Annotated in this window: 19 protein-coding genes; 9 read left to right on the top strand and 10 right to left on the bottom strand. The window is 64.1% G+C overall.

The features are described 5' to 3' along the window. The first annotated feature begins 8 nt into the window (after positions 1-8). Genes BLJAPNOD_RS29100 through BLJAPNOD_RS29080 form a run of 5 tightly spaced genes read left to right on the top strand, consistent with a single transcriptional unit; the run spans position 9 to position 5,351 of the window. Positions 9-662: an amino acid ABC transporter permease gene (locus BLJAPNOD_RS29100; RefSeq protein ID WP_077501074.1), complete on the top strand. Its 654-nt coding sequence runs from the start codon at positions 9-11 to the stop codon at positions 660-662. After that, positions 655-1,377 (top strand): amino acid ABC transporter ATP-binding protein, encoded by a 723-nt coding sequence (locus tag BLJAPNOD_RS29095; RefSeq protein ID WP_077501073.1) that lies wholly within the window; start codon positions 655-657, stop codon positions 1,375-1,377. The genes BLJAPNOD_RS29100 and BLJAPNOD_RS29095 overlap by 8 nt, the downstream gene beginning before the upstream one ends. A gap of 7 nt (positions 1,378-1,384) precedes the next feature. Beyond that, a complete protein-coding gene (locus BLJAPNOD_RS29090; protein WP_115422362.1) occupies positions 1,385-2,635 on the top strand; it encodes an FAD-binding oxidoreductase in 1,251 nt (416 codons plus the stop codon). Positions 2,636-2,649: 14 nt separating this feature from the next. Then, positions 2,650-3,651, top strand: coding sequence for a 4-hydroxyproline epimerase (locus BLJAPNOD_RS29085; protein WP_025429445.1), 1,002 nt, complete (start codon positions 2,650-2,652; stop codon positions 3,649-3,651). Then, a complete protein-coding gene (locus BLJAPNOD_RS29080) occupies positions 3,648-5,351 on the top strand; it encodes an aconitase X (protein WP_115422361.1) in 1,704 nt (567 codons plus the stop codon). Before BLJAPNOD_RS29085 ends, BLJAPNOD_RS29080 begins: the two co-directional genes overlap by 4 nt. Positions 5,352-5,441: 90 nt before the next feature. Here BLJAPNOD_RS29080 and BLJAPNOD_RS29075 read toward each other — a convergent pair whose 3' ends face one another. The 4 genes from BLJAPNOD_RS29075 to BLJAPNOD_RS29055 form a co-directional block, all read right to left on the bottom strand. After that, positions 5,442-5,807 carry a hypothetical protein gene (locus BLJAPNOD_RS29075; RefSeq protein ID WP_147294604.1) on the bottom strand — a complete coding sequence of 122 codons (366 nt, stop codon included), beginning with the start codon at positions 5,805-5,807 and terminating at the stop codon, positions 5,442-5,444. Between the two features lie 480 nt (positions 5,808-6,287). Continuing rightward, a complete protein-coding gene (locus BLJAPNOD_RS29065; protein WP_244611143.1) occupies positions 6,288-8,258 on the bottom strand; it encodes an iron ABC transporter permease in 1,971 nt (656 codons plus the stop codon). After that, the gene (locus BLJAPNOD_RS29060; RefSeq protein WP_244611142.1) at positions 8,258-9,121 is read right to left on the bottom strand and encodes an ABC transporter ATP-binding protein; all 864 of its coding nucleotides are present in this window, start codon (positions 9,119-9,121) and stop codon (positions 8,258-8,260) included. The genes BLJAPNOD_RS29065 and BLJAPNOD_RS29060 overlap by 1 nt, the downstream gene beginning before the upstream one ends. Then, positions 9,118-9,906 (bottom strand): helix-turn-helix domain-containing protein, encoded by a 789-nt coding sequence (locus BLJAPNOD_RS29055; RefSeq protein WP_244611141.1) that lies wholly within the window; start codon positions 9,904-9,906, stop codon positions 9,118-9,120. Before BLJAPNOD_RS29055 ends, BLJAPNOD_RS29060 begins: the two co-directional genes overlap by 4 nt. A gap of 303 nt (positions 9,907-10,209) precedes the next feature. Here BLJAPNOD_RS29055 and BLJAPNOD_RS29050 point away from each other — a divergent pair, with 303 nt between their 5' ends. After that, positions 10,210-12,432: a TonB-dependent siderophore receptor gene (locus BLJAPNOD_RS29050; RefSeq protein WP_244611140.1), complete on the top strand. Its 2,223-nt coding sequence runs from the start codon at positions 10,210-10,212 to the stop codon at positions 12,430-12,432. Then, a complete protein-coding gene (locus tag BLJAPNOD_RS29045; protein ID WP_115422358.1) occupies positions 12,426-13,304 on the top strand; it encodes an iron-siderophore ABC transporter substrate-binding protein in 879 nt (292 codons plus the stop codon). The genes BLJAPNOD_RS29050 and BLJAPNOD_RS29045 overlap by 7 nt, the downstream gene beginning before the upstream one ends. Positions 13,305-13,428: 124 nt before the next feature. On the opposite strand, the gene BLJAPNOD_RS29040 is transcribed toward BLJAPNOD_RS29045, so the two are convergent. The 5 genes from BLJAPNOD_RS29040 to BLJAPNOD_RS29020 are packed head-to-tail and all read right to left on the bottom strand — an operon-like array spanning position 13,429 to position 17,997. Then, complete coding sequence (locus BLJAPNOD_RS29040) at positions 13,429-14,286, bottom strand: transporter substrate-binding domain-containing protein (RefSeq protein WP_077501067.1); 858 nt, start codon at positions 14,284-14,286, stop codon at positions 13,429-13,431. Positions 14,287-14,325: 39 nt separating this feature from the next. Next, a complete protein-coding gene (locus BLJAPNOD_RS29035; protein ID WP_077501066.1) occupies positions 14,326-15,108 on the bottom strand; it encodes an ATP-binding cassette domain-containing protein in 783 nt (260 codons plus the stop codon). Continuing rightward, positions 15,105-15,830 (bottom strand): ABC transporter permease, encoded by a 726-nt coding sequence (locus tag BLJAPNOD_RS29030; RefSeq protein ID WP_115422357.1) that lies wholly within the window; start codon positions 15,828-15,830, stop codon positions 15,105-15,107. Before BLJAPNOD_RS29030 ends, BLJAPNOD_RS29035 begins: the two co-directional genes overlap by 4 nt. Further along, a complete protein-coding gene (locus tag BLJAPNOD_RS29025; RefSeq protein WP_115422356.1) occupies positions 15,830-16,549 on the bottom strand; it encodes an ABC transporter permease subunit in 720 nt (239 codons plus the stop codon). The genes BLJAPNOD_RS29030 and BLJAPNOD_RS29025 overlap by 1 nt, the downstream gene beginning before the upstream one ends. Next, positions 16,546-17,997 (bottom strand): M20 family metallopeptidase, encoded by a 1,452-nt coding sequence (locus BLJAPNOD_RS29020; protein WP_115422355.1) that lies wholly within the window; start codon positions 17,995-17,997, stop codon positions 16,546-16,548. Before BLJAPNOD_RS29020 ends, BLJAPNOD_RS29025 begins: the two co-directional genes overlap by 4 nt. A gap of 179 nt (positions 17,998-18,176) precedes the next feature. Here BLJAPNOD_RS29020 and BLJAPNOD_RS29015 point away from each other — a divergent pair, with 179 nt between their 5' ends. Together BLJAPNOD_RS29015 and BLJAPNOD_RS29010 are read left to right on the top strand one after the other, a co-directional pair. Continuing rightward, complete coding sequence (locus BLJAPNOD_RS29015) at positions 18,177-18,854, top strand: GntR family transcriptional regulator (RefSeq protein ID WP_115422716.1); 678 nt, start codon at positions 18,177-18,179, stop codon at positions 18,852-18,854. 105 nt (positions 18,855-18,959) lie between these two features. After that, positions 18,960-19,151: a hypothetical protein gene (locus BLJAPNOD_RS29010; protein WP_077501063.1), complete on the top strand. Its 192-nt coding sequence runs from the start codon at positions 18,960-18,962 to the stop codon at positions 19,149-19,151. Between the two features lie 66 nt (positions 19,152-19,217). On the opposite strand, the gene BLJAPNOD_RS29005 is transcribed toward BLJAPNOD_RS29010, so the two are convergent. Beyond that, positions 19,218-20,690 carry a PLP-dependent aminotransferase family protein gene (locus BLJAPNOD_RS29005; RefSeq protein ID WP_115422715.1) on the bottom strand — a complete coding sequence of 491 codons (1,473 nt, stop codon included), beginning with the start codon at positions 20,688-20,690 and terminating at the stop codon, positions 19,218-19,220. Positions 20,691-20,748 lie beyond the last annotated feature (58 nt).

Raw genomic sequence — 20,748 nt, 5'->3', positions numbered from 1 at the left:
GGTGAGAGATGTTCAGTACCGCCCTCACTTGGAGTGATCTCGCCTTCCTGGCACAAGGCGCGGCGATGACGCTCGCCGTCACCGCCGTCTCGGTTGCAGCCGGCACGCTGCTCGGCATCCTTTTCGGGGTGATCCGAGTCCAGGCCGGACCATACTGGTCCATGCCGCTGACCTTCGTGCTCGATGTTTTTCGCTCCGTTCCGCTTCTGATCCAGCTCGTGCTGGCCAATGCCTTTCAGTCCATTGCCAAACTGGGCTGGGCTCCGTTTACGACCTCCTGCGTGGTGCTGTCGCTCTACACGGCCGCCTATTGTACCGAGATCGTGCGCGGCGGCATTTCGTCCGTGCCGGCAACCACACGCCGCGCGGCGCGCTCGCTCGGCATGACCTGGTGGCAGGACATGCGCTATATCGTGGCGCCGCTTGCCACCCGCGTTTCGCTTCCGTCGTGGATCGGCCTCACGCTCGGCGTCATGAAGGATTCCGCGCTCGTGCTCTGGCTCGGCCTGATCGAGCTTCTGCGCGCCTCGCAGATCCTCGTCACTCGCCTGCAGGAACCGCTGTTCATTCTCCTGATCTGCGGCGCAATCTATTTCCTCATCAGCTTCCCCATCGCCCGGCTTGGTGGGTATCTCGAAAAACGGTGGTCCCCCAATGATTGAGATTGAAAACGTCCGCAAATCCTTCGGCACGCTGGAAGTTCTGAAAGGCATCGACCTCACCGTGAAGAAGGGTGAAGTCGTCACCGTCATCGGCGGCTCCGGCTCCGGAAAATCGACCCTGCTCACCTGCATCAACGGCCTCGAGCCGATCGATGCCGGCCGGATCAAGGTCGACGGCACCGAAGTTCATGCCAAGAGCACGGATCTCAACAAGCTGCGCAGCAAGATCGGCATCGTCTTCCAGCAATGGAACGCCTTTCCGCACCTGACCGTGCTCGAAAACGTCATGCTCGCCCCGCGCAAGGTGCTCGGCCAGTCCAAGCAGGCGGCCGAGGAGATGGCCGTCAAGCAGTTGACGCATGTCGGCCTCGGCGAGAAGCTTTCGGTCTACCCGAACCGCATGTCCGGCGGCCAGCAGCAGCGCATGGCGATTGCCCGCGCCCTTGCCATGTCGCCGGAATACATGCTGTTCGACGAGGTGACCTCGGCGCTCGACCCGCAGCTCGTCGGCGAAGTGCTCGACACGCTGCGCATGCTCGCCTCCGAGGGCATGACGATGATCTGCGTCACCCACGAGATGAAGTTCGCCCGCGAAGTGTCCGATCGGGTGGCCTTCTTCCACAAGGGCGTGATGGCCGAGATCGCCCCTCCGGAAGCGCTATTCGGTGCGCCGAAGGATCCAGAACTGCAGAAGTTCCTGGCAGCGACGCACTGAGCCGATCATGAAGGATGCAGCTCAGCCTGACGTCATTGTCATCGGCGCCGGCGTTGTCGGCCTTTCCGCAGCAATCGCGGCCCAGGCACGGGGACTTTCGGTCACCGTGCTCGACCGGGAGGGTCCCGCGGCCGGGGCTTCGGCGGGCAATGCCGGGGCCTTTGCCTTCACCGACATCCTGCCGCTCGCCTCACCCGGCATCCTGAAAAAGGCGCCGAAGTGGCTGCTCGACCCGCTCGGGCCGCTGAGCGTGCCGCCGGCCTATGCCGCGCAGATAGCACCGTGGATGTTCCGCTTCTGGCGCGCCTGCTCTGCAAAGCGGGTGGCCCATTCGACCGCCGCCCAGACGGCGATGATGGACCTGTCCAAAGCGGAGCTCGAGCCGTTCCTTGCCGCAACCGGCACCTTTGCCATGCTGCGCAAGGAAGGCAATCTCCAGGTCTATGAGAGCGAAGCTGAACTCAAGGCCTCGCAGCCCGGATGGGACGCGCGCGCAAAGCACGGTATCGAGTTCCGCCATATGGGCGCGGCCGAGATGGCCGAGATCCAGCCGGGCCTTGCACCCCGCTTCACCCATGGCACGTTTACGCCGGGCTGGTACTCGATCGCCGACCCCAAGCTCTATACGCTGGCCTTGGCGGAGCATTTCCGCTCCAGAGGCGGCGCCATCGAGCGAGCTGAGGTCACGGCCCTAGCGGCCATCGACGACGGCGTCGAAATCCGCACGACGAACGGCAACACGCGGCGGGCAGCACAGGTCGTGCTTGCGGCCGGCGCCTTCTCGCACCGGATCGCCAAATCCTTGGGCGAGAGCATCCCGCTCGAAACCGAGCGCGGCTACAACACCACGCTGCCGGCAGATGCCTTCGACCTGCGCACGCAGGTCACCTTCGGCGGCCATGGCTTCGTCGTCACCCGGCTTTCGACCGGCATCCGTGTCGGCGGCGCGGTCGAACTCGGCGGGTTGACGCTGCCGCCGAATTACCGCCGATCCGAGGCCATGCTGCAGAAGGCCCAAACCTTCCTGCCAGGCCTCAAGCCCACGGGCGGCGTGCAGTGGATGGGTTTCCGCCCGTCGCTGCCCGACAGCCTTCCAGCCATCGGCCGCGCCCGGGCCACGGCGCGGGTCGTCTATGCTTTCGGTCACGGCCATCTCGGCCTGACCCAATCGGCGGGCTCCGCCCGGCTGGTCGCGGATCTCCTGACCAACCAGTCCCCGACGATTGACATCGCCCCCTTCTCGCCGCAACGATTCTGACAGAGGTTTCGACCATGGCCACCTACACTTTCTCCTGCATCGACGGGCACACCTGCGGCAATCCCGTCCGCCTCGTTTCCGGCGGCGGCCCTCGTCTCGAAGGCGCCAACATGCTGGAAAAGCGCGCCCATTTCCTCCGGGAATTCGACTGGATCCGCACCGGCCTGATGTTCGAGCCGCGTGGCCATGACATGATGTCCGGCTCGATCCTCTACCCGCCGACGCGTCCCGATTGCGACGTTGCGGTGCTGTTCATCGAGACCTCCGGCTGCCTGCCCATGTGCGGCCACGGCACCATCGGCACGATCACCATGGCGATCGAGAACGGCCTGATCACGCCGCGCGAGCCCGGCAAGCTGTCAATCGACGCGCCGGCCGGCAAGGTCGACATCAGCTACCGCCAGGAGGGCCGCTTCGTCGAGGAAGTGCGCCTGACCAACGTGCCCGGTTTCCTCTATGCCGAGGGACTGACCGCCGAAGTCGAAGGCCTCGGCGAGATCGTCGTCGACGTCGCCTATGGCGGCAATTTCTACGCCATCGTCGAGCCGCAAAAGAATTTTCGCGATATGGCCGACCACACGGCCGGCGAATTGATCGGCTGGAGCCCGAAGCTGCGCGCCGCCTTGAACGCGAAGTACGAGTTCGTCCATCCCGAGCATCCGGAGATCAAGGGGCTCAGCCACATCCAATGGACGGGCAAGCCGACGCAGGCCGAAGCGCACGCCCGCAACGCCGTGTTCTACGGCGAAAAGGCGATCGACCGCTCGCCCTGTGGCACGGGCACCTCGGCGCGCATGGCGCAGCTGGCCGCCAAGGGCAAGCTGAAGGTCGGCGACGAATTCGTGCATGAATCGATCATCGGCTCGCTGTTCAAGGGTCGGGTCGAGGCGGCGACCAAGGTCGCCGACCGCGACGCCATCATCCCCTCGATCGCCGGATGGGCGCGCATGACCGGCATCAACACGATCTTCATCGACGATCGCGACCCCTTCGCACACGGCTTCGTCGTCAAATGACAAATACGATCACCGCTCACAGCATCCTTGGCGGCACCGCTGAGGGACCTATCGTTGCCGCCCCGGAAGCACTGAGCTTCTGGGGCGGCGTCGACCCGGCGAGCGGAGCGGTGATCGATGTTCACCACCCGCTGCACGGGGTCTGTCTCACCGGCAGTATCCTGATGATGCCGTCGAGCCGGGGCTCCTGCACCGGCTCGGGCGTGCTTCTCGATCTGGCATTGACCGGCCGCGCGCCGGCAGCCCTCGTCTTTTCCGAGGCAGAGGACGTGCTGACGCTGGGCGCGCTGATTGCAGCCGAGATGTTCGACAAGCAGTTGCCCGTCCTTCGGCTCTCACGCGATGCTTTCGCAGCGCTCGCCGAGGCAAAGTCTGCGCGCATCACCGAAAAGGCGATCGTGGCCGACGGGCTGACGATCGAGATCGCCCCGCCTGCGACCGCAAAGCTCGACCTTGATGACGCGGACCGCGCCATGCTGGAAGGCCGCGACGGCGTGGCGGTTGAGGCAGCCATGCGCATCATCTGTGCCATGGCCGCGCAGCAGGGTGCGACACATCTTGTCAGCGTCACCCAGGGGCATATCGACGGCTGCATCTATGCCAGCCCTGCCAACCTGACCTTCGCCGAGAAAATGGCCGACATGGGCGCGCGGGTCCGATTGCCGACCACGATGAACGCCATCTCGGTCGACCGCGCCAACTGGCAGGCGCAGGGTGTACCGTCTTCCTTTGGCGACCCCGCAGCCCGCCTTGCCGACGCCTATGTCCGCATGGGCTGCCGCCCGACCTTTACCTGTTCGCCCTATCTGCTCGACAGCGCGCCTGAGGCCGGCGAAGCGATTGCATGGGCGGAATCGAACGCCGTTATTTACGCCAATACCGTGCTCGGCGCGCGGACGGCAAAACACCCTGACTTCCTCGATCTCTGCATCGCGCTGACGGGCCGCGCGCCGCTCTCCGGCGTCTATCTCGACGAACACCGCAGGGCGAGCCGCGTCATCGACGTGGATCTGCCCGAAGCCGTGGACGATGCCTTCTGGCCGCTGATCGGCTATCTCGCCGGGCGCGCCGCGCCGGATCGTATCCCGCTTCTGCGCGGCCTTGCCGCGGCAAAACCTTCGCCCGACGACCTGAAGGCACTCTGCGCTGCCTTCGGGACAACGTCCGCCGCCCCCATGCTGCACATCGAAGGCGTTACGCCGGAGGCAGAAGGTGCGGCGAAAAGCGAAGCTGATGCTGTAACAATCACGCGCGCCGAGATGGCAGCCGCCTGGACGGTGCTGAACGAAGGCCCCGAGGACGTGGAACTCGTTGCCATCGGCAGCCCTCATGCGTCGCTCAACGAATGCCGGGCCCTGGCCACGGCGCTTGGTGGTCGCACACGAAATAAGGATGTCGCTGTCATCGTTACGGCCGGCCGCGAGGTGATTGCCGCCGCGCGCGCCGAAGGCATCCTTGCCACCCTTGAGGCGAGCGGCGTACAGGTCTTGCCCGATCTCTGTTGGTGCTCGATTTCGGAACCGGTGTTCCCGACGCGGACCCGCGCACTGATGACCAATTCCGGTAAATATGCCCATTACGGCCCCGGCCTGTCCGGCCGTGCGGTTCGCCTTGGCAACCTTGCCGATTGCGTGACGGCGGCGCTGACCGGAAGCGTGCCGGCGCGGCTGCCGGACTGGCTTTTCCCAGCCGGTCGATAGCAGCCGTCGCCGACAAGAGGCCGTCTCGACATCCTGACCGGAGTGACGTTCCACATGGCCGCCGCGACACAGGCCGGCGGTCTCGCACACCTAGAGATCAGGTGCGCGGTCGACCAACGTTTGAAACAGCACGTTTGCGGCCTCCTGCGGCGTCGAGGCGGCAAACCAGACCGGATCGGTCATCAAGACGACACGATCCCGCCGGGCAGCAGGGCCCGATGCTTCGCTCTCGTAAATGCCGCAGGCGCGGTGCTGCTTTCGATTGAACGCGATTTCGAGAACACCCGAAGGCGGTGCATCCAGTGCATCGAAGATCTGCAGGACGTAGCCGCGAAATCCGGTTCGCCCCCCGTTCGCGTCAATCTCTTCGAGAACGGACGGGCTGAGTTCCGCCTGTCCCACTGGAATGGGTCGTGTCCAGAATGGCCCCCGGTCACTTCGGTCCGCGCTCAGCATGTCACTCGCCCTCGTCCGCTTGGAGGCGCGATGTTACCATTTGATCGGCGCGAACTCAGCCGATCCAAAGTAGAATGCGGCCCGCAGCGTCCACATGCTGGGTTGCAAAGCGCGCCTCTTCCAGGCGAGGATCGGGTCGACCGGCATGGTGGCGCCGACGCGGCGACGGCAGAGCACGCTGCAAACGTCACACCGTCAACGCACGCTCATGCGGTCGTGTACCGCAACACGGCAGCGTGAGGTTGGAACAATTAGCAGAATGCTCAGCGGACTGTCAGTCATCGCAGTCCTGGCCTTTATGATCGGCACCGGTGTCGTGGACCCCGCCGCAGCCCAAAACAAATCGCAGGACAGCTCAACACGCAATGCCGAAGCATCGGGAAAGCCGTCGGCCGGACCCAGGAAAAGCAGGCGTCCTACGGTCGCCGTCAATAAGCCTCCGCCGAGAAACGGAGCCTACTACAAGGGCATATTCCGCAACTAAGAGCGACGACGGTGCAGCAGCAGGGCGAACACTGGCGCCCCGACCAATGCGGTCACGATCCCCGCCGGCAGCTCGCGCGGTGCAATGATGCTGCGCCCGACCATATCGGCGACGGCAACGAGAATGGCGCCGAGAACGAGCGACACAGGCAGAAGGCGCGCATGTTTCGGGCCGGCGAGAAGCCTTGCCGCATGCGGCGCGAGCAGACCGACGAAGCCGATGGCGCCAATGGACGACACCGCGCCGGCGACGAAAGTGGCTGCCATCGCCGCCGCAGCAAAACGGGTTCTGCTGGTCGAAAGCCCCAGCGACCGTGCCGTATCATCACCGAGGACCAGCACATCGAGCCGTGAGCAGAATGACACGGCCGCAATGAGCAGGAACGCGAGCCATGGGAGCAGCGCGGCTACATCGTCCATGCCGCGGGCGTGGGTGGAACCCGCCAGCCACGACAGGGCCTGCGTCGCCTGCAGCCGGGCCTCGACGACGACGATGGTGCCGCAGGCGCCGAGGCTCGCCGCAAGGGCAATGCCGTAAAGCACCAGCCTTTCCGGTGTGCGATGGACCCCGAAGGCAAAGAGGCAGAACAGGGCGGCAAAGGAGCCTGCGGCCGCCACCAGCTGGAAGCCGAACGATCCCGGCAGCAACCCGCCCAGAAGCGCCGCAAGACTGAAGAGTGCAGCCCCCTGCGCCAGACCCAAGGTTTCCGGCCCGCACAGCGGATTGCGGGTGGCCGCCTGAAGGAAGACGCCAGCACCCGCGAGAAGCATGCCGGCCCCCATGGCGACAAGCAGGCGCGGCGCCCGCAAATCGAACACGGCCGCTAACTCCGCCATTGTCTTGGCGACACCGTCGCCTACAGCGAGTGCCAACACGACAGCAATCGCCGATGCGACCAGCAGAATTGCAAGGAGGATACCGGCCGGCAGCCGAGAGGATATCGAAAGCGCCCTTGGCCGCTGTTCCTGGCCAATCCTGGCAAAGCGCAACAGAATGAGCATTGTCGGTGCCCCAAGGCAGGCAACGATCGCCCCGGTCGGGATCGACGAGCCTTCGGCGCTTAGCCATTGTGCCGTGACGTCGGCCAGCAGCACGACCACCGCACCCCACAGCGCCGAAAGCGGAATGACCTGGCGATGCCGGGTAATGCCGATGCCGCGGATCAGATTGGGAACGGCGAGGCCGACGAAGCCGATGGGACCGCCGAGCGTCACGGCCGCGCCGGCCAGCACCACGCTTGCACCAAGGGCAAGCACAGTCACCGTTCTGGTGATGCCAAGACCCTTTGCCGAATCCTCGCCGAGCCCGAGCAGATCAAGCGCTCGCGCCATCATACCGACGACGAAGAGTCCGATGGCGACGGCAGGCCCGACGGTTGCGACCTTCGTCCAGCCCGTCTGGTCGAGGATTCCGGCCGACCAGAGGACGATACCGGAGGCCCGATCGTCGGCTATGAGGACGATGGCCGATGAAATCGCCGCGAACGACAGCGACACGGCGATGCCGGCAAGCGCCAGACGCACCGGCGGCGCACGGAGGCCTCCCCCGAGCATCAGGCAGGAAAGCCCGCCGAATACGCCGCCAAAAACGGTCGCCGCCAGGCTCGGCACATAGAACGGCAGAAGCAGTGTCACGATGACCAGCGCAAGCTGCGCACCTGTCGTCACCGCCAGAATATCAGGTGCAGCAAGCGGATTGCGAAGCACGGTCTGCATGACGGCGCCGGCGACAGCAAGACAGATGCCGACCAGGATCGCAGCCGAAAGCCTGGGCGCGCGGATGGTCTCGATGATGGCTTGGGCCAGTGTTTCGGGGCGAAAGGGCGCCGCGGCAATATCGCTCCAGGCCACAAGGCTGCCGCCCTGCATCAGCGCCAGGAACGAAAGGCCTATCAGCAGGACCAGCCCCGCCCCGAACATCAGCGTCAGTGAAACTGCCGACGATGCATGCAACGATGCCGAACGCACTAGCGATGGTCTCCGGCGCGATCGCGACCGCTGCGGTCTCCGACCCAGTCGATCAGGCAGAAGGGCCGGCCGGTATGGGGATGCGGGACGACATCAACCGTGCATCCGAAGGCATGGCTCAGGAGCCGTGGTGTGAAAATCTCCACCGGCGCGCCGGTCGAAAGCACCTGCCCCTTCTTCATCAGGATGACGTCGTCGGCAAATTCGATCACCTGATTGAGATCGTGCAGCACCGCGATGATCGTCAGCCCCTCTTCGCGGTTGAGCCGACGCAAGAGCGTCAAAAGCTCCGCCTGATGGCGCACGTCGAGGAAGCTGGTGGGCTCGTCGAGAAAGAGAATCTGCGGCTCTTGGGCGAGCGCCATCGCCACCCAGGCCCGTTGGCGCTCACCGCCGGAAAGCGAGGCGAGCTGGCGCTGGCGCATATCCTTGAGATCGACGGCAGCAATCGCCCGCTCGATCGCATCCTGGTCATGTCCCCTCAGGCGCGTCAGCCACGGCCGGTGCGGATATCGTCCCTGCTCGACCAGTTCCTCGACATTCAGACCCGCAGGTGTTTCAGGGTTTTGTCCCAGCACGGCAACCTGCCTTGCGATCTGGCGCCGGCTCAGGCCGGCAAGGGCCTGACCGGCGAGCAGAACAGCGCCGCTGGTCGGCGCCTCCAGCCCTGAAAGGCATTTCAGAAGCGTGCTCTTGCCCGAGCCGTTCGCGCCGCAAATAGCGGTGATGCGACCGGGACGAATAGCGACAGAGGCCCGATCGACAGCCGCCATGCCATTGAAGACGACGCTGACATCCGTCGCGTGAATGATGGCGCCCTGGCTTTTCTCGGCGGTGTCCACCGCCATTGCGACCGCGGTCACGGCAGCACCTCGCGCAGCGCGTTGCGCAGGGCCGAAACGGAGCGATATCCGACGTCAACAGCCGCCTCCTCCAACCGTGCGCCTTCGGCCCGACGGCGCATGACATGGGCGATGCGCAGACGCCGTCGCCACTCGGCAAAACTCATGCCGGTCTGCGTCCGGAATTTGCGGGTCATGGTCCGCCGGCTCATGCCCAGCATGTCGGACCAGCTGTCGATATCGAGATCGATGGATGGCTTGTCGGAGAGATCCATGCAGAGTTTCTGCAACCGTTTGTCCTGCGGCATCGGCAGAGCGAAGGGGCCTTCCTTGGCGCGCGTGATCTCCTGCAGGATCAAGGCGACGAGATGCCCGCCCCGGCCATCCTCGTCATAGAGCACGGGCTCTTCAAGCAGGGCCGAAACGGTCGCCGACAGCAACGGCGATGTCGGAATGACGCGGACCGGATCCCATCCCAGCACCGGATCGGTCGCCGGCTCGATGTAAAGCGACTGCATCCGCACCCGGCCGTGGCTGGTCACGGCGTGCGGCAGGTTCGGCGCGATCAGCAGGCCATGCCCGCTCGGCACGATGAACGACGCATCCAACGTTCGCGCCGTCATGAAGCCTTCGACGCTCTGCAGCAATTGGCCGCGCCGATGGCTGTGCCAGCCGAAATCGACGCTCGTCTCGTAGAGACGCGTCATCGCGGCAACGGGCCGCGGAACCGTCTGAAGATCGATGGCTTGCTGCGGGCGCTTCACTTCGTCCTCGTCAATTGCTATCGGCTGAGCGCGACCTTGCATTGCGCCTCACGCCCATGCCCGGTGGGATTGCTCTTCCTGCCCATATTTCGGTGAGCAATAGACACGCCCCCAGGTATTTTCAAAGCAATATTTGGCCCACTTCCCTCAATCAATCTCATCACGCCTCATCGGGCCATATATTGGCCCGGTCGCGATCATTTTTGACCTGACAATGTTGACTTCAAAAGTCTAGTTAGTCGCCGAAAGCGGTTCGGCAAACCCGAACAAAACGACAGGCATCGACCTTTCTGCACCCGCAGGCGGGTCCACCGCTCTGGACATGCAAGGTCAGGAAAATTGGCAATGGTACACAGGCATTCGAGTTCCGCGCGCTCCTCCAACGGCGACCTGCCGATGCGTTCCGCGCAAAAAGCCCGCTCGACGACCTATGGCCTGCTGATTTCCAGTGTTGCCGGTTTTGCAATTCTGGCGCAGGCGCCCGCCCATGCGCAAACCGCGCAGCCGGCAACGGCGCTCGAAACGATTACCGTCGAGGGCAACCGCGCGACGACAAAGACATCGCGCTCGGCCGGAGACGGTTATGTCGCCAGGGACAGCGCATCGGCCACCAAGACACCGACACCCGTTGCCGAGACGCCACAATCGATCTCCGTCATCACCCGGGCCAGCATGACGGATCGCGCCGTGCAGTCCGTCGCCGACAGCCTGGTCTACAGCGCCAACGTCAACGGCCAGCGCTATGGCAACGACACGCGCTCGGACTATTTCACCGTGCGCGGCTTCCCGGCCGATCTTTATCTCGACGGCCTGCGCATCCCGCAGATCGCCAACCAGACCGGCGGTTATGTCGGCTTTCGCGTCGAACCCTATTTCCTCAACCGCGTCGAAGTCCTTCGTGGTCCAAGCTCGGCGCTGTTTGGCCAGACCAATGTCGGCGGCGTCGTCAACATGATCAGCAAGGACCCGTCCGACGAAGCAAGCGGCGAAGTCTATGCACGCTACGGCAGCTTCAGCCAGAAAGAGACCGGCTTCGACCTCACCGGCCCGCTCGGCAAGGACAGCGATCTCGCCTATCGCCTGACCGGCATCTACCGCGACAGTGAAACGGGCATCAAGCTTGGCAAGAACGATCGTTTCGCCATCAGCCCGACGATCTCCTGGGCGCCGGACGAGGATACCAGCTTCACCGTTTACGGTGCCTACATGAAGGACGATGCCGGCCAGGCCGGCGCGATCATCCCCGCGCGCGGCAGCGTCCTGCCCAACGGCCTGGGGCTGACGATCCCGAGGGACTTCACCGACGGCGACCCGCGCTACGACACCTATGAGAAGGAAACCGCCTATGTCGGCTACCGCCTGGAGCATGCGCTTAGCGACGACCTGACGCTACGGCAGAACTTCCGCTATTCGCGTCTCGACGCCAACTACCAGAACCTCTTCACCAGCGGCCTTCTGCCCGACAACCGGACGATCACGCGCACGGTCTACAATGCGCAGCCGGTGCTCGACGCCTACGCGCTCGACACCAACCTCGAATACAAATTCGATACCGGCCCGATGCAGCACACGATGCTGGCCGGTGTCGACTTCCAGTGGCAGCGCCTGATCAACAACACCGGTTCAAAGGTCGGTCCGACGCAGGACCTTTTCGATCCGACCTACGACCAGCCGTTCACGCCCGCGGCGCTGACAACCCGCCTCGACCAGATCCAGCGACAGGTCGGCATCTATGTCCAGGACCAGATCGAGCTCGGCGGGCTGCGCCTGACCGCAAGCGGGCGGCAGGATTTCGTCAACATCAGCTCTCAGTCCAAGGTGCTGGCAACCGGCGTGACGACGCCATACACCCAGGATCCGAGCCAGTTTACGGGCCGCGTCGGCGCGGCCTACGTCTTCGACAACGGCATCGTGCCCTACGCGCTTTACTCGACCTCGTTCCTGCCGGTGCTGACTCTGGCCAATACGCCGCTGAAGCCGACCACGGGCACGCTGAAGGAAGTGGGCGTCAAGTACGCGCCCGATGGAGCCGACTTCGACGTGACGCTGTCGGCCTTCGAGGCAACGCAGCAGAATGTGGTCAACCGCATCGCGACCGTCTACTATCAGACCGATGAAGTCCGGGTGCGTGGCGTGGAGATCGAAGCCAATGCCAGCCTCTGGGACGGCCTCAACCTGACGGCGGCCGCCAGCTTCCAGGATCCGGAAGTCACAGAAAGCCAGACCGCGTCGCAGATCGGAAAGATGCCCTACACCGTACCCAAGCAGCAGCAGTCGCTGTTCGTCAGCTATGACATAGCTCTGCCGGATGCATGGGAAGGCGAACTGGTGGTCGGCGGCGGCGTGCGCCACATCGGCAAGACAGCCGGAGACACGACCAACACGTTCTTCGTGCCCGGATACACGCTGGTCGACGCCTTCGTCCGCTACGAGCACAACCGTTACGGCCTGCAGCTCAACGGCTATAACCTCGGCGACAAGACCTATGTTGCCGGATGCAACACGCCGACCCAGTGCTACTACGGCCAGGGCCGGTCCGTCGTCGCCACGGCGAGCATCAAATGGTGATCAGGCAGACGCGCCGCGGTTTCGTTTTCGGCGCCCTGTCGCTTCTGGCTGCCCCGCGCCTTCATGCCGGCGAGCCGCGCCGGCTCGTCACGCTCGAATGGCTGGCAACCGAAATCGCCCTGCTGCTCGGCGAACGTCCCGTCGGCGTTGCCGATCTCGACGGCTATCGCCGATGGGTGTCCGTCAACAATGACGGGCTCGCCGACGCAATAGATGTCGGCGGGCGGCAGCAACCGGGCATGGAGGCGCTGAACCGCCTTAGACCGGACCTCATCCTGTCTTCTGCGCTGCGTCACCGCCCGCTCGAACATAGGCTATCGGAAATCGGCCCGACACGGCTCCTCGACGACCAGCCGCAAGATGGCGACCTTCTCGCCGCGGTCTATGACTGCACGAAAGCGGCCGGCGAGGCGCTGGACCGCAGCCAGGCGGCCAACGGTCTGCTTGCAGATTTCGACACGAAACTCGCCGCTATCGCCAAGGAAATCGCCGGTAGCAAGCTTGGCGGCCAGCCAGTGCTCGTCGCCCAACCGCTGCCGGGCGTGCCGCGCCTGCGCATCTTCACGTCGAATTCGGCGGTGATGCAGGTGTTCGTTCGGGCCGGCTTTACTGCAGCCCTCGCTCTGCCGGCTGAATCGTTCGGGTTCAGCACCATCGGGCTCGAGGGTCTTGCCGCGCTGGATGGAAAATCCAAGCTTATCCTGCTTGCCGAGGAAGCACCGGCAGAATTGCTCAATAGCGCGCTATGGCCGATGCTTCCCGTGGTCGCGTCGGGCGGCGTGGTTCCCGTAGGCCGGCCAAGCTGGCCTTTCGGCGGGCCCGCGTCGCTGCTAGGGCTGGCGACCAAGACGGTTGCGAAACTGCAGGCCTGATTGGCGCAGGAGTTTTCCCGCCTGGGCGATCGGGGGCGGCGGTGAGGGTTCCCCAGTTATGCGGCTGGACGCCGCTGCGATCTTGCGCGACGACGTCCAGTGAAAAAGCGAATGGCTGTATGCCTTATCGTGGCGTGACGTCGAAGCCGAACCACTTTTCCGAAAGCGCCTTGATCGTTCCATCTGCCTTGGCGGCTGCGATCGCCTCGTTGAACAGGGCCTTGAGCTCCGGATCCGTCTTGCGTAGGCCAACCGAACTGCCGCGACCGAGAAAGCCGCCCTGGAAGCGGGGACCAGCCGTGGTCATGTCCTCATTGCCAGGCTTTTCGGAAGCCGTCGTCAGATACGCCATCGAGGCCATGACCAGGTCGACGCGGCCGGCGGCCAGATCAAGATCGTGTTCTTCGGTCGTCTTGTACTCGCGCACCTCGACAACGCCCTTCAGATACTTGTCGACGAAGGCGGCGCCGGTCGAGGCGATCTGGACGCCAATCGTCTTGCCTTCGAGCAGCGGTTTCAGCTTCTCGATCTCGGCAACGGCACCCGCCTCGTTCGAAGCGAGCGAGAACACGACGCCCTTTTCGGGCAGCGATGCAAGCGGGCCGGACTTGGAGGTCGCAAATGCCTGGCCCGTCGAGCCGTAGGAGTCGCTGAAGTCGATGACCTGCTCGCGCTTGGCCGTTGCCGACATGCCGGAAATGATCGCGTCGAACTTGCCGGCGTTCAGCGCCGGGATCATGCCGTCGAAATTCTGGACGTTGATCTCGCATTCCACCTTCATGTGGGCGCAGAGATACTTGCTGAGCTCGATCTCATAGCCGTCGAGCGTGCCGTCGGGCTTGGTGAAGTTGTAGGGCTTGAAGCCGCCTTCGGTGGCGATCGACACACGCGTCCACGTCTTTTTTTCCGCATGGGCGCCGCTGGCGGAAAACAGCATCGTCGCGATGCACAAAGCCTTCATTGCCGATTTCGTGTAGTTCATTCGTAGTTCCCCTTTTTTTGAGTGGTTAGAGCCGGCGGTTCACGCCTTGATGAACCGCCGGAAGCGGTCCGATTTGGCATTGCCAAATACCTCGTCCGGCCGACCGTCTTCCTCGATCTGGCCTTGGTGAAGAAAGATGACCCGGCTCGAGACATCGCGGGCGAAACCCATCTCGTGGGTGACGACCAGCATCGTGCGCCCCTCTTCGGCGAGCGCGCGCATAACACGCAGCACCTCGCCGACGAGTTCGGGATCAAGAGCGGATGTCGGCTCGTCGAACAGCATCACCGCCGGGCGCATTGCCAGCGCCCGTGCGATGGCCGCCCGCTGCTGTTGGCCGCCGGACAAGTGCGCCGGGTAGTGATTGCGCTTGGCCGCGATCCCGACCTTGGCAAGAAGCGCTTCGGCCTCCTCGATGCATTCGGCGCGCGGGCGCTTCTGCACATGGATCGGCGCCTCGATGACGTTTTCCAGCACCGTCTTGTGGGACCAGAGGTTGAAGCTCTGGAACACCATGCCGAGGCGCGAGCGGATACGGTCCACCTGGGCGCGGTCCTTCGGGCGGCTCTTGCCGTTGCCGGTCGCAAGCATCTCGATGGTCTCGCCCGCGACCGTAACCGCGCCGCGGTCGGGCGTCTCGAGCATGTTGATGCAGCGAAGCAGGGTCGACTTGCCCGACCCGGACGAGCCCAGGATCGAGACGACCTCGCCTTCGCGCGCGTCGAGCGAAATGCCCTTCAGGACCTCGATCGGGCCGAAACTCTTGTGGATGTCCCGAACGCTGATGGCGACGGGAGCGGCGGACGACGCGGGCGAGCTCAATGCGCTTCTCCTTCGATAATGCCGGGCAACACCGCGACCGGCTGCCTGAGATGCGGGCTCAGCCGGAACTCGACGAGTTGCACCAGGCGGGTGAGCAGGAAGTTGATGGTGAGATAGATGGCACCGGCGACGACGAAGACCTCGATCGCGCGGTAGCTCTCGGAGATGATGCGCGCGGCAACGCCGGTCACCTCCATCAGGGTGATGATCGACGCTAGCGACGTCGCCTTGACCATCGAGATCATCTCGTTGCCGTAGCCAGGCAGCGCCTGTCGGACGCCGAGGGGCAGCGTGATCCTCCGGAAGATCATGAAGCGCGACATGCCACATGCCCTTGCCGCTTCGACCTGACCGTAAGGCACCGAAAGCAGGCCGCCGCGGACGATCTCACTGGCATAGGCGGCGGTGTTGAGCCCCAGCGCCAGCACCGCACACCAGTAGGGCTCCCTGAGGATCGGCCAAAGCAGGCTGTGGCGGATGGCAGGAAACTGGCTGAGGCCATAATAGATGATGAAGATCTGGACCAAGAGCGGCGTGCCGCGGAAGACGAAAACATACGCCTGCGCCAGCCAGCGCAGCGGAGCGACAGCCGAAAACCGGGCGACGGCGATGCCGACCGCCAGGACCGCGCCGAACGCGATCGAGTTGGCCGCCAGCAACAGTGTCAGTGGAACAGCCGAAACGAGGCTGACGAAGGTTTCGTGAAGGAAGGTCCAGTCCATCAGCTTCTCCTCACGCCGCGGCTGAAATGATGCTCGGCCCGGTGCAGGACTGCACTCGAGACCGTCGAGATCGACAGATAGATGGCGCCGGCAATCAGGTAGAAATCGAAAGGCAACCCGGTGGACCCTGCGGCGACCTGAGCCTGGCGCAACAGTTCGGCGACACCGGTGATCGAGACCAGCGCGCTCTCCTTGAGCACCACCTGCCAGACATTGCCGAGGCCGGGCAGTGCGTGCCTGAGAGTGAGCGGCGCGACGATGCGCCGGAAGCGCAGCCAGCGCGGCATGCCGCAGGCAATGGCCGCCTCGATTTCGCCTGGGTGAACTGCCCTGAACGCACCGCGCAAGACCTCCGTATGCTGCGCCCCCGAGGTAATCCCAACCGCAAGCATGCCGGCAAGAAAACCGGGAAAGCCGATGAAGCCTTCAGCGCCGAAGAAGTGCCCGACGGCGGAGATTGCGGCGGAGCCGCCGAAATAGAGCAGATAGATCACCAACAGATCTGGAATGCCGCGCAGAACCGTCGTGTAGACGTCGGCAACGAGGCGCGTCACCGGTCCGCCGCGGACCTTCGCCCAGGCGCCGAGGACGCCGATGACGGCACCGGTCGCATAACCCGACAGAGCGATCAGGATCGTCATCGTCGCGCCGGCAAGCAGAATGTTCCCCCAGCCGCCGGGACCGAAACTGAGGAGTTCGAGGATACCGGGTTGGGTCACAACGCCTGCACTCCCTTTTCGGCGGAGCTGGCGTCGCGCGCAGGAAGAGGCGGGTCGACATCATCCGGGATCGGATTGACGAAGGGCGTTCCATCGAGGCGGCTGCGATGGTCCGCCTTGGCGGCGGCCACCAATTCGGGATCCGACATCAGGTCGATGGCAAGGCTCGCCATGGCTTTCGCCGCATGGGCCATGCCCTTGTGGGCCGCCGGCAATTTTCCCTGTGCGACCAGCTGCCAGGAATGGCCCGGCGTGCCGATCGCATAGGTCGCGCCGCGCATCTGCACCGTCGGGACGACCCAGCTCACCGTGCCGACGTCGGTGGAGCCGACGATGCTGCCGTCGCCGCCATAAAGTGGATAGATCATGTCGCACAGTGGCTGCCCCTTGCGCGGCGACAGACCGAAACGGGCGTAAGACGCGGCAATATCGTCAGGCGTATAGGTGGCCTGGAATTTTCGCGCTGTTTCCAGATCAGCGGCATCAAAGGCGGCAGGCCCGAGATGTTCGAGACAGGTGTGGAGCCGCGCCTCCAGCGGGCCATTGCCGACGAGATTGGCATCGCCGCTGATCACCTCATGACGCACGGTCGTCTCCGTCATCAGCGCCGCCCCTTGGGCGATCTTTTTGACGCGCTCGATCAGGCCGAGCAGGTCCGGCAAGGAACGGGCGCGGATGAGATAACGCACCGTCGCGCGGGCCTGCACCACGTTCGGCGCATCGCCGCCCGCATCGGTGATGGCATAGTGCACCCGGGCGCTCGACGGCATGTGCTCGCGCATATAGTTGACGCCGACATTCATCAGTTCGACGGCATCAAGCGCGCTGCGACCGAGATGCGGCGTCGCCGAGGCATGGGACGCGCGGCCGGAGAAGTGGAAATTGATCTCGTTGCAGGCAAGCGAGATCGGATTGTTGACGCCGGAAAAGGCAGCCGGATGCCAGGAGATGGCGATGTCGACATCGTCGAAGGCGCCGGCCCGCACCATGAAGCCTTTCGACGAACCGCCCTCTTCGGCCGGGCAGCCGTAATAGCGCACGCGGCCCTTCAGGCCATTGACCTTGAGGTAATCCTTGACCGCGGCAGCGGCAAGCATGGAGCCGGAGCCGAGCAGGTTGTGACCGCAGCCGTGGCCGTTGCCGCCCGGAACGACCGGCCGCTCCTCGGCAAGGCCCGCGACCTGGCTCAGGCCGGGGAGCGCGTCGAACTCGCCGAGGATGGCAATCACCGGACCACCTTCGCCGGCCTCACCCGTCACCGCCGTCGGCAGGCCGGCGACATTGCGCTCAACGCGAAACCCCTCCGCTTCAAGCAGGCGGACATGCTCGCTCGCGGATTGAAATTCCTGATAGTTGGTTTCGGGACTGTCCCAAACACGGTCGCTGAGCGCGAAGAATGCCGGGCTCTTTTCCTCGACGATCGACCATACGCGTTCCGTATTCTTCATTGCGTTTAGCGTCCCACATGAGATAGTTACCAAAATTGGCGCCAATTTAGGATACAAAAATAATTTGCGCAATGGGCGGCGATGGATATTTTCGGTATCGGTCGCAGGCGCAAGAAATGATGATCGCGAATGCGACCGAGGCGCGCCCACGAAGCGTGCCGGCAATGGAGCAAACAGGAATGTCGATAACCGAAATGCACGATGCGACCGAGACTGCTGCCAATGAACGGGACGTGACGGATCTCGTCCTCGAAGATATTTTGACCGGAGTGCTACCGGCCGGGACCTGGCTCAAGCAGATCGATCTCGAAAAGCGCTATGCGTGCACCCGGCCGGAGGTTCGCCGCGCACTTGACCGGCTGTCACAGAAGCGCCTGGTCGAACACGTGCCCAACCGCGGCTACCACGTCTACCAGCCGGACGGGCGGCGCGCGCAGGAAGTCAGCGACATACGCGTCATCCTGGAAACTGCGGTGGCGGACCTGATGGTGGAAAGGGCGACACCCGAAAGTATCGCCAGACTGCGAGAACTCGCCAGCCACTTCGACCGGATGACGATGGTGGGTACGGTGCTGGAGCACTACGAGGCAAACCTCGCCTTCCATCGCGAGCTGCTGCTTCTGTCGGGCAACAACGAGCTTGTGGATCTCGTTTCCGAAATCCGCCAGCGCACCTCGTCGGCACCGGTCTCGCAGTGGCGCACACGGGCCCGCGTCGAACGCTCGGCACGCGAGCACCACATGATGGTCGATGCGCTCGAAGCCCGCGATATCGCCGATCTCAAACGCCTGATCGAGGCGCATATCCGCCAGACGGGCGATACCGCCCCAGCAGAAAGCGCTGCGCGTCAGGCATGACGCCCCGTGTTTTCTGATGGGTAAAACGACCGGATCCCCCTGATTTCTCAGAGTTGTGACGGAGTGGTGCAGAACCTAAGCTCAAGCCGAAAATGAGGTTCCGCCATGTCAAACACCCGCAATCCCCCAGCAACCGACATCATGGAGATGCGCGAGGCTCTGGCCGAGTGGTGCACCCAGAACAACTGCACCCAATCCGACCCGCCCGCCAACCGGATCGCGCTTCGGATTTTCGACGTCGCCAGCGGGAAGAAGCTCAATCGCGCCGAGATCCTGGCACTGCTGTCGAGCGGATAGCAGGCACCCGAAGCGTCGTGAGGGGCTGCCGAAGCGCGAGAGCGGCGGGAAAGCCTGCAGCACCGATCAGGACTGCGCCATTCTCATCGCCGTGAGCTTCACGCCCTCGGCGATGCGGTCTCTGCCAATCGACGAGTACCCCATGCGGAAGAAGCGGCAGCTTTCCTCTTCGGCCGGAAAGAACGGGGACCCAGACTCAATCAGGACCCCGTCTTCGCGCAGTTCCGCCATCAACCTGTCCGCGTCGAGACCGTCAGGCCCTTCGATCCAGAACGAGGTCCCGCCGAAGGCTGCCGATCCGGCGATCTTCAGTCCATTGGCATTGAGCGCGTCCGCCATCACCCGATGGCGCAGGTGATATTCCTCCCGCATCCTGTGAAGCACGGCATCATAGTGCCCGAGCGCCAGGAAATAGGCGGCCGTGCGCTGAAGATGGCCCGGCGGATGGCGCAGCATCAGCGCGCGTAGCGCCCGCGCCTCGCGGATAACAGGCGCCGGTGCGACGAGGTAGCCGAGCCGCAGGCCGGGGAAAAGCGACTTCGAAAAACTGCCGATGTAAAAGACCCGCCCGTTTCTGTCGAAGGCCTTCAGTGCCGGCGACGGCGGGGCGAGAAAGCTCATCTCGAACTCGTAATCATCCTCAATGATGACGAAGTCCCGGCTTGAGGCGGCATCGAGCAGCGCGACGCGGCGATCCATCGGCATGGTTGCTCCCGTCGGGGAGTGATGGCTCGGCGTCACGAACACGGCATCGACCTGCTCAGGCAGGTTCGCCGGCGGCAGCCCGCCGTCATCGACATCGAGCACCGTGACCTTCGCGCCGCTCAGCCGCAGCGAGGCGCTCATATCCGGGTGGCAGGGATTTTCACAGACGGCATGGGAGCCGCGCCGCAGCAAGAGCTGGATGACGATCCAGAGCGCATTCTGCGCGCCCACCGTCACGAGGATCTCATCAGGATTGGCCCTTATGCCACGCCCAGGCAGCGTGCGCGAACAGATGTAGTTGACCAGCTGCACGTCGTCCGACGCGGCGAAATCGCCGGCCATCAGTTCGAAATCCTCCCGCGCCAGCGCGCGCCGGGCGCAGTCTCTCCAGGCGGTGAGATCGAACAGCGACGGGTCCATCTGGCCATAGAGAAAAGGGTACGGATACCGCCGCCAATCGAGCGGCTTGCGCATCTGCTTGGCGACACGAAAGGTCGAGCGCAGCTTGGAGGACCAGTCCACGGCTTCCGCATCCGGTGGGGCCACATCCGCGCCGAGAACATTGAACGGCGGCTTGTCGGCGACCCGGAAACTGCTGCGGTCCGCCACCTCCAGATACCCTTGCGTCGCCAGCTCCTGATAGGCGAGCGTGACGGTGAGGCGCGAAATGTTGAGGTAGCTCGCAAGCTTGCGGGTCGACGGCAGCTGGCCACCCGGGGCAAGCCGTCCCGACAGCACGGCGGAAACGACCGTCTCGCGGATCTGGGCCTGCAAGCTGGTGCGGCTCGTCCGATCGACGAAGAACACGGTTTCCGGAACAGAGATGCGCGCCAAGTCCGACCCCTTGATGATCAAAACTGGACTTATCTAACTTTCAATCTGGCTATAAAGC

Origin of the sequence: Ensifer sp. M14 (assembly GCF_003355565.1) — a bacterium.
Lineage (GTDB): Bacteria > Pseudomonadota > Alphaproteobacteria > Rhizobiales > Rhizobiaceae > Ensifer.
This window is presented reverse-complemented; position numbering and strand designations above follow the sequence as displayed.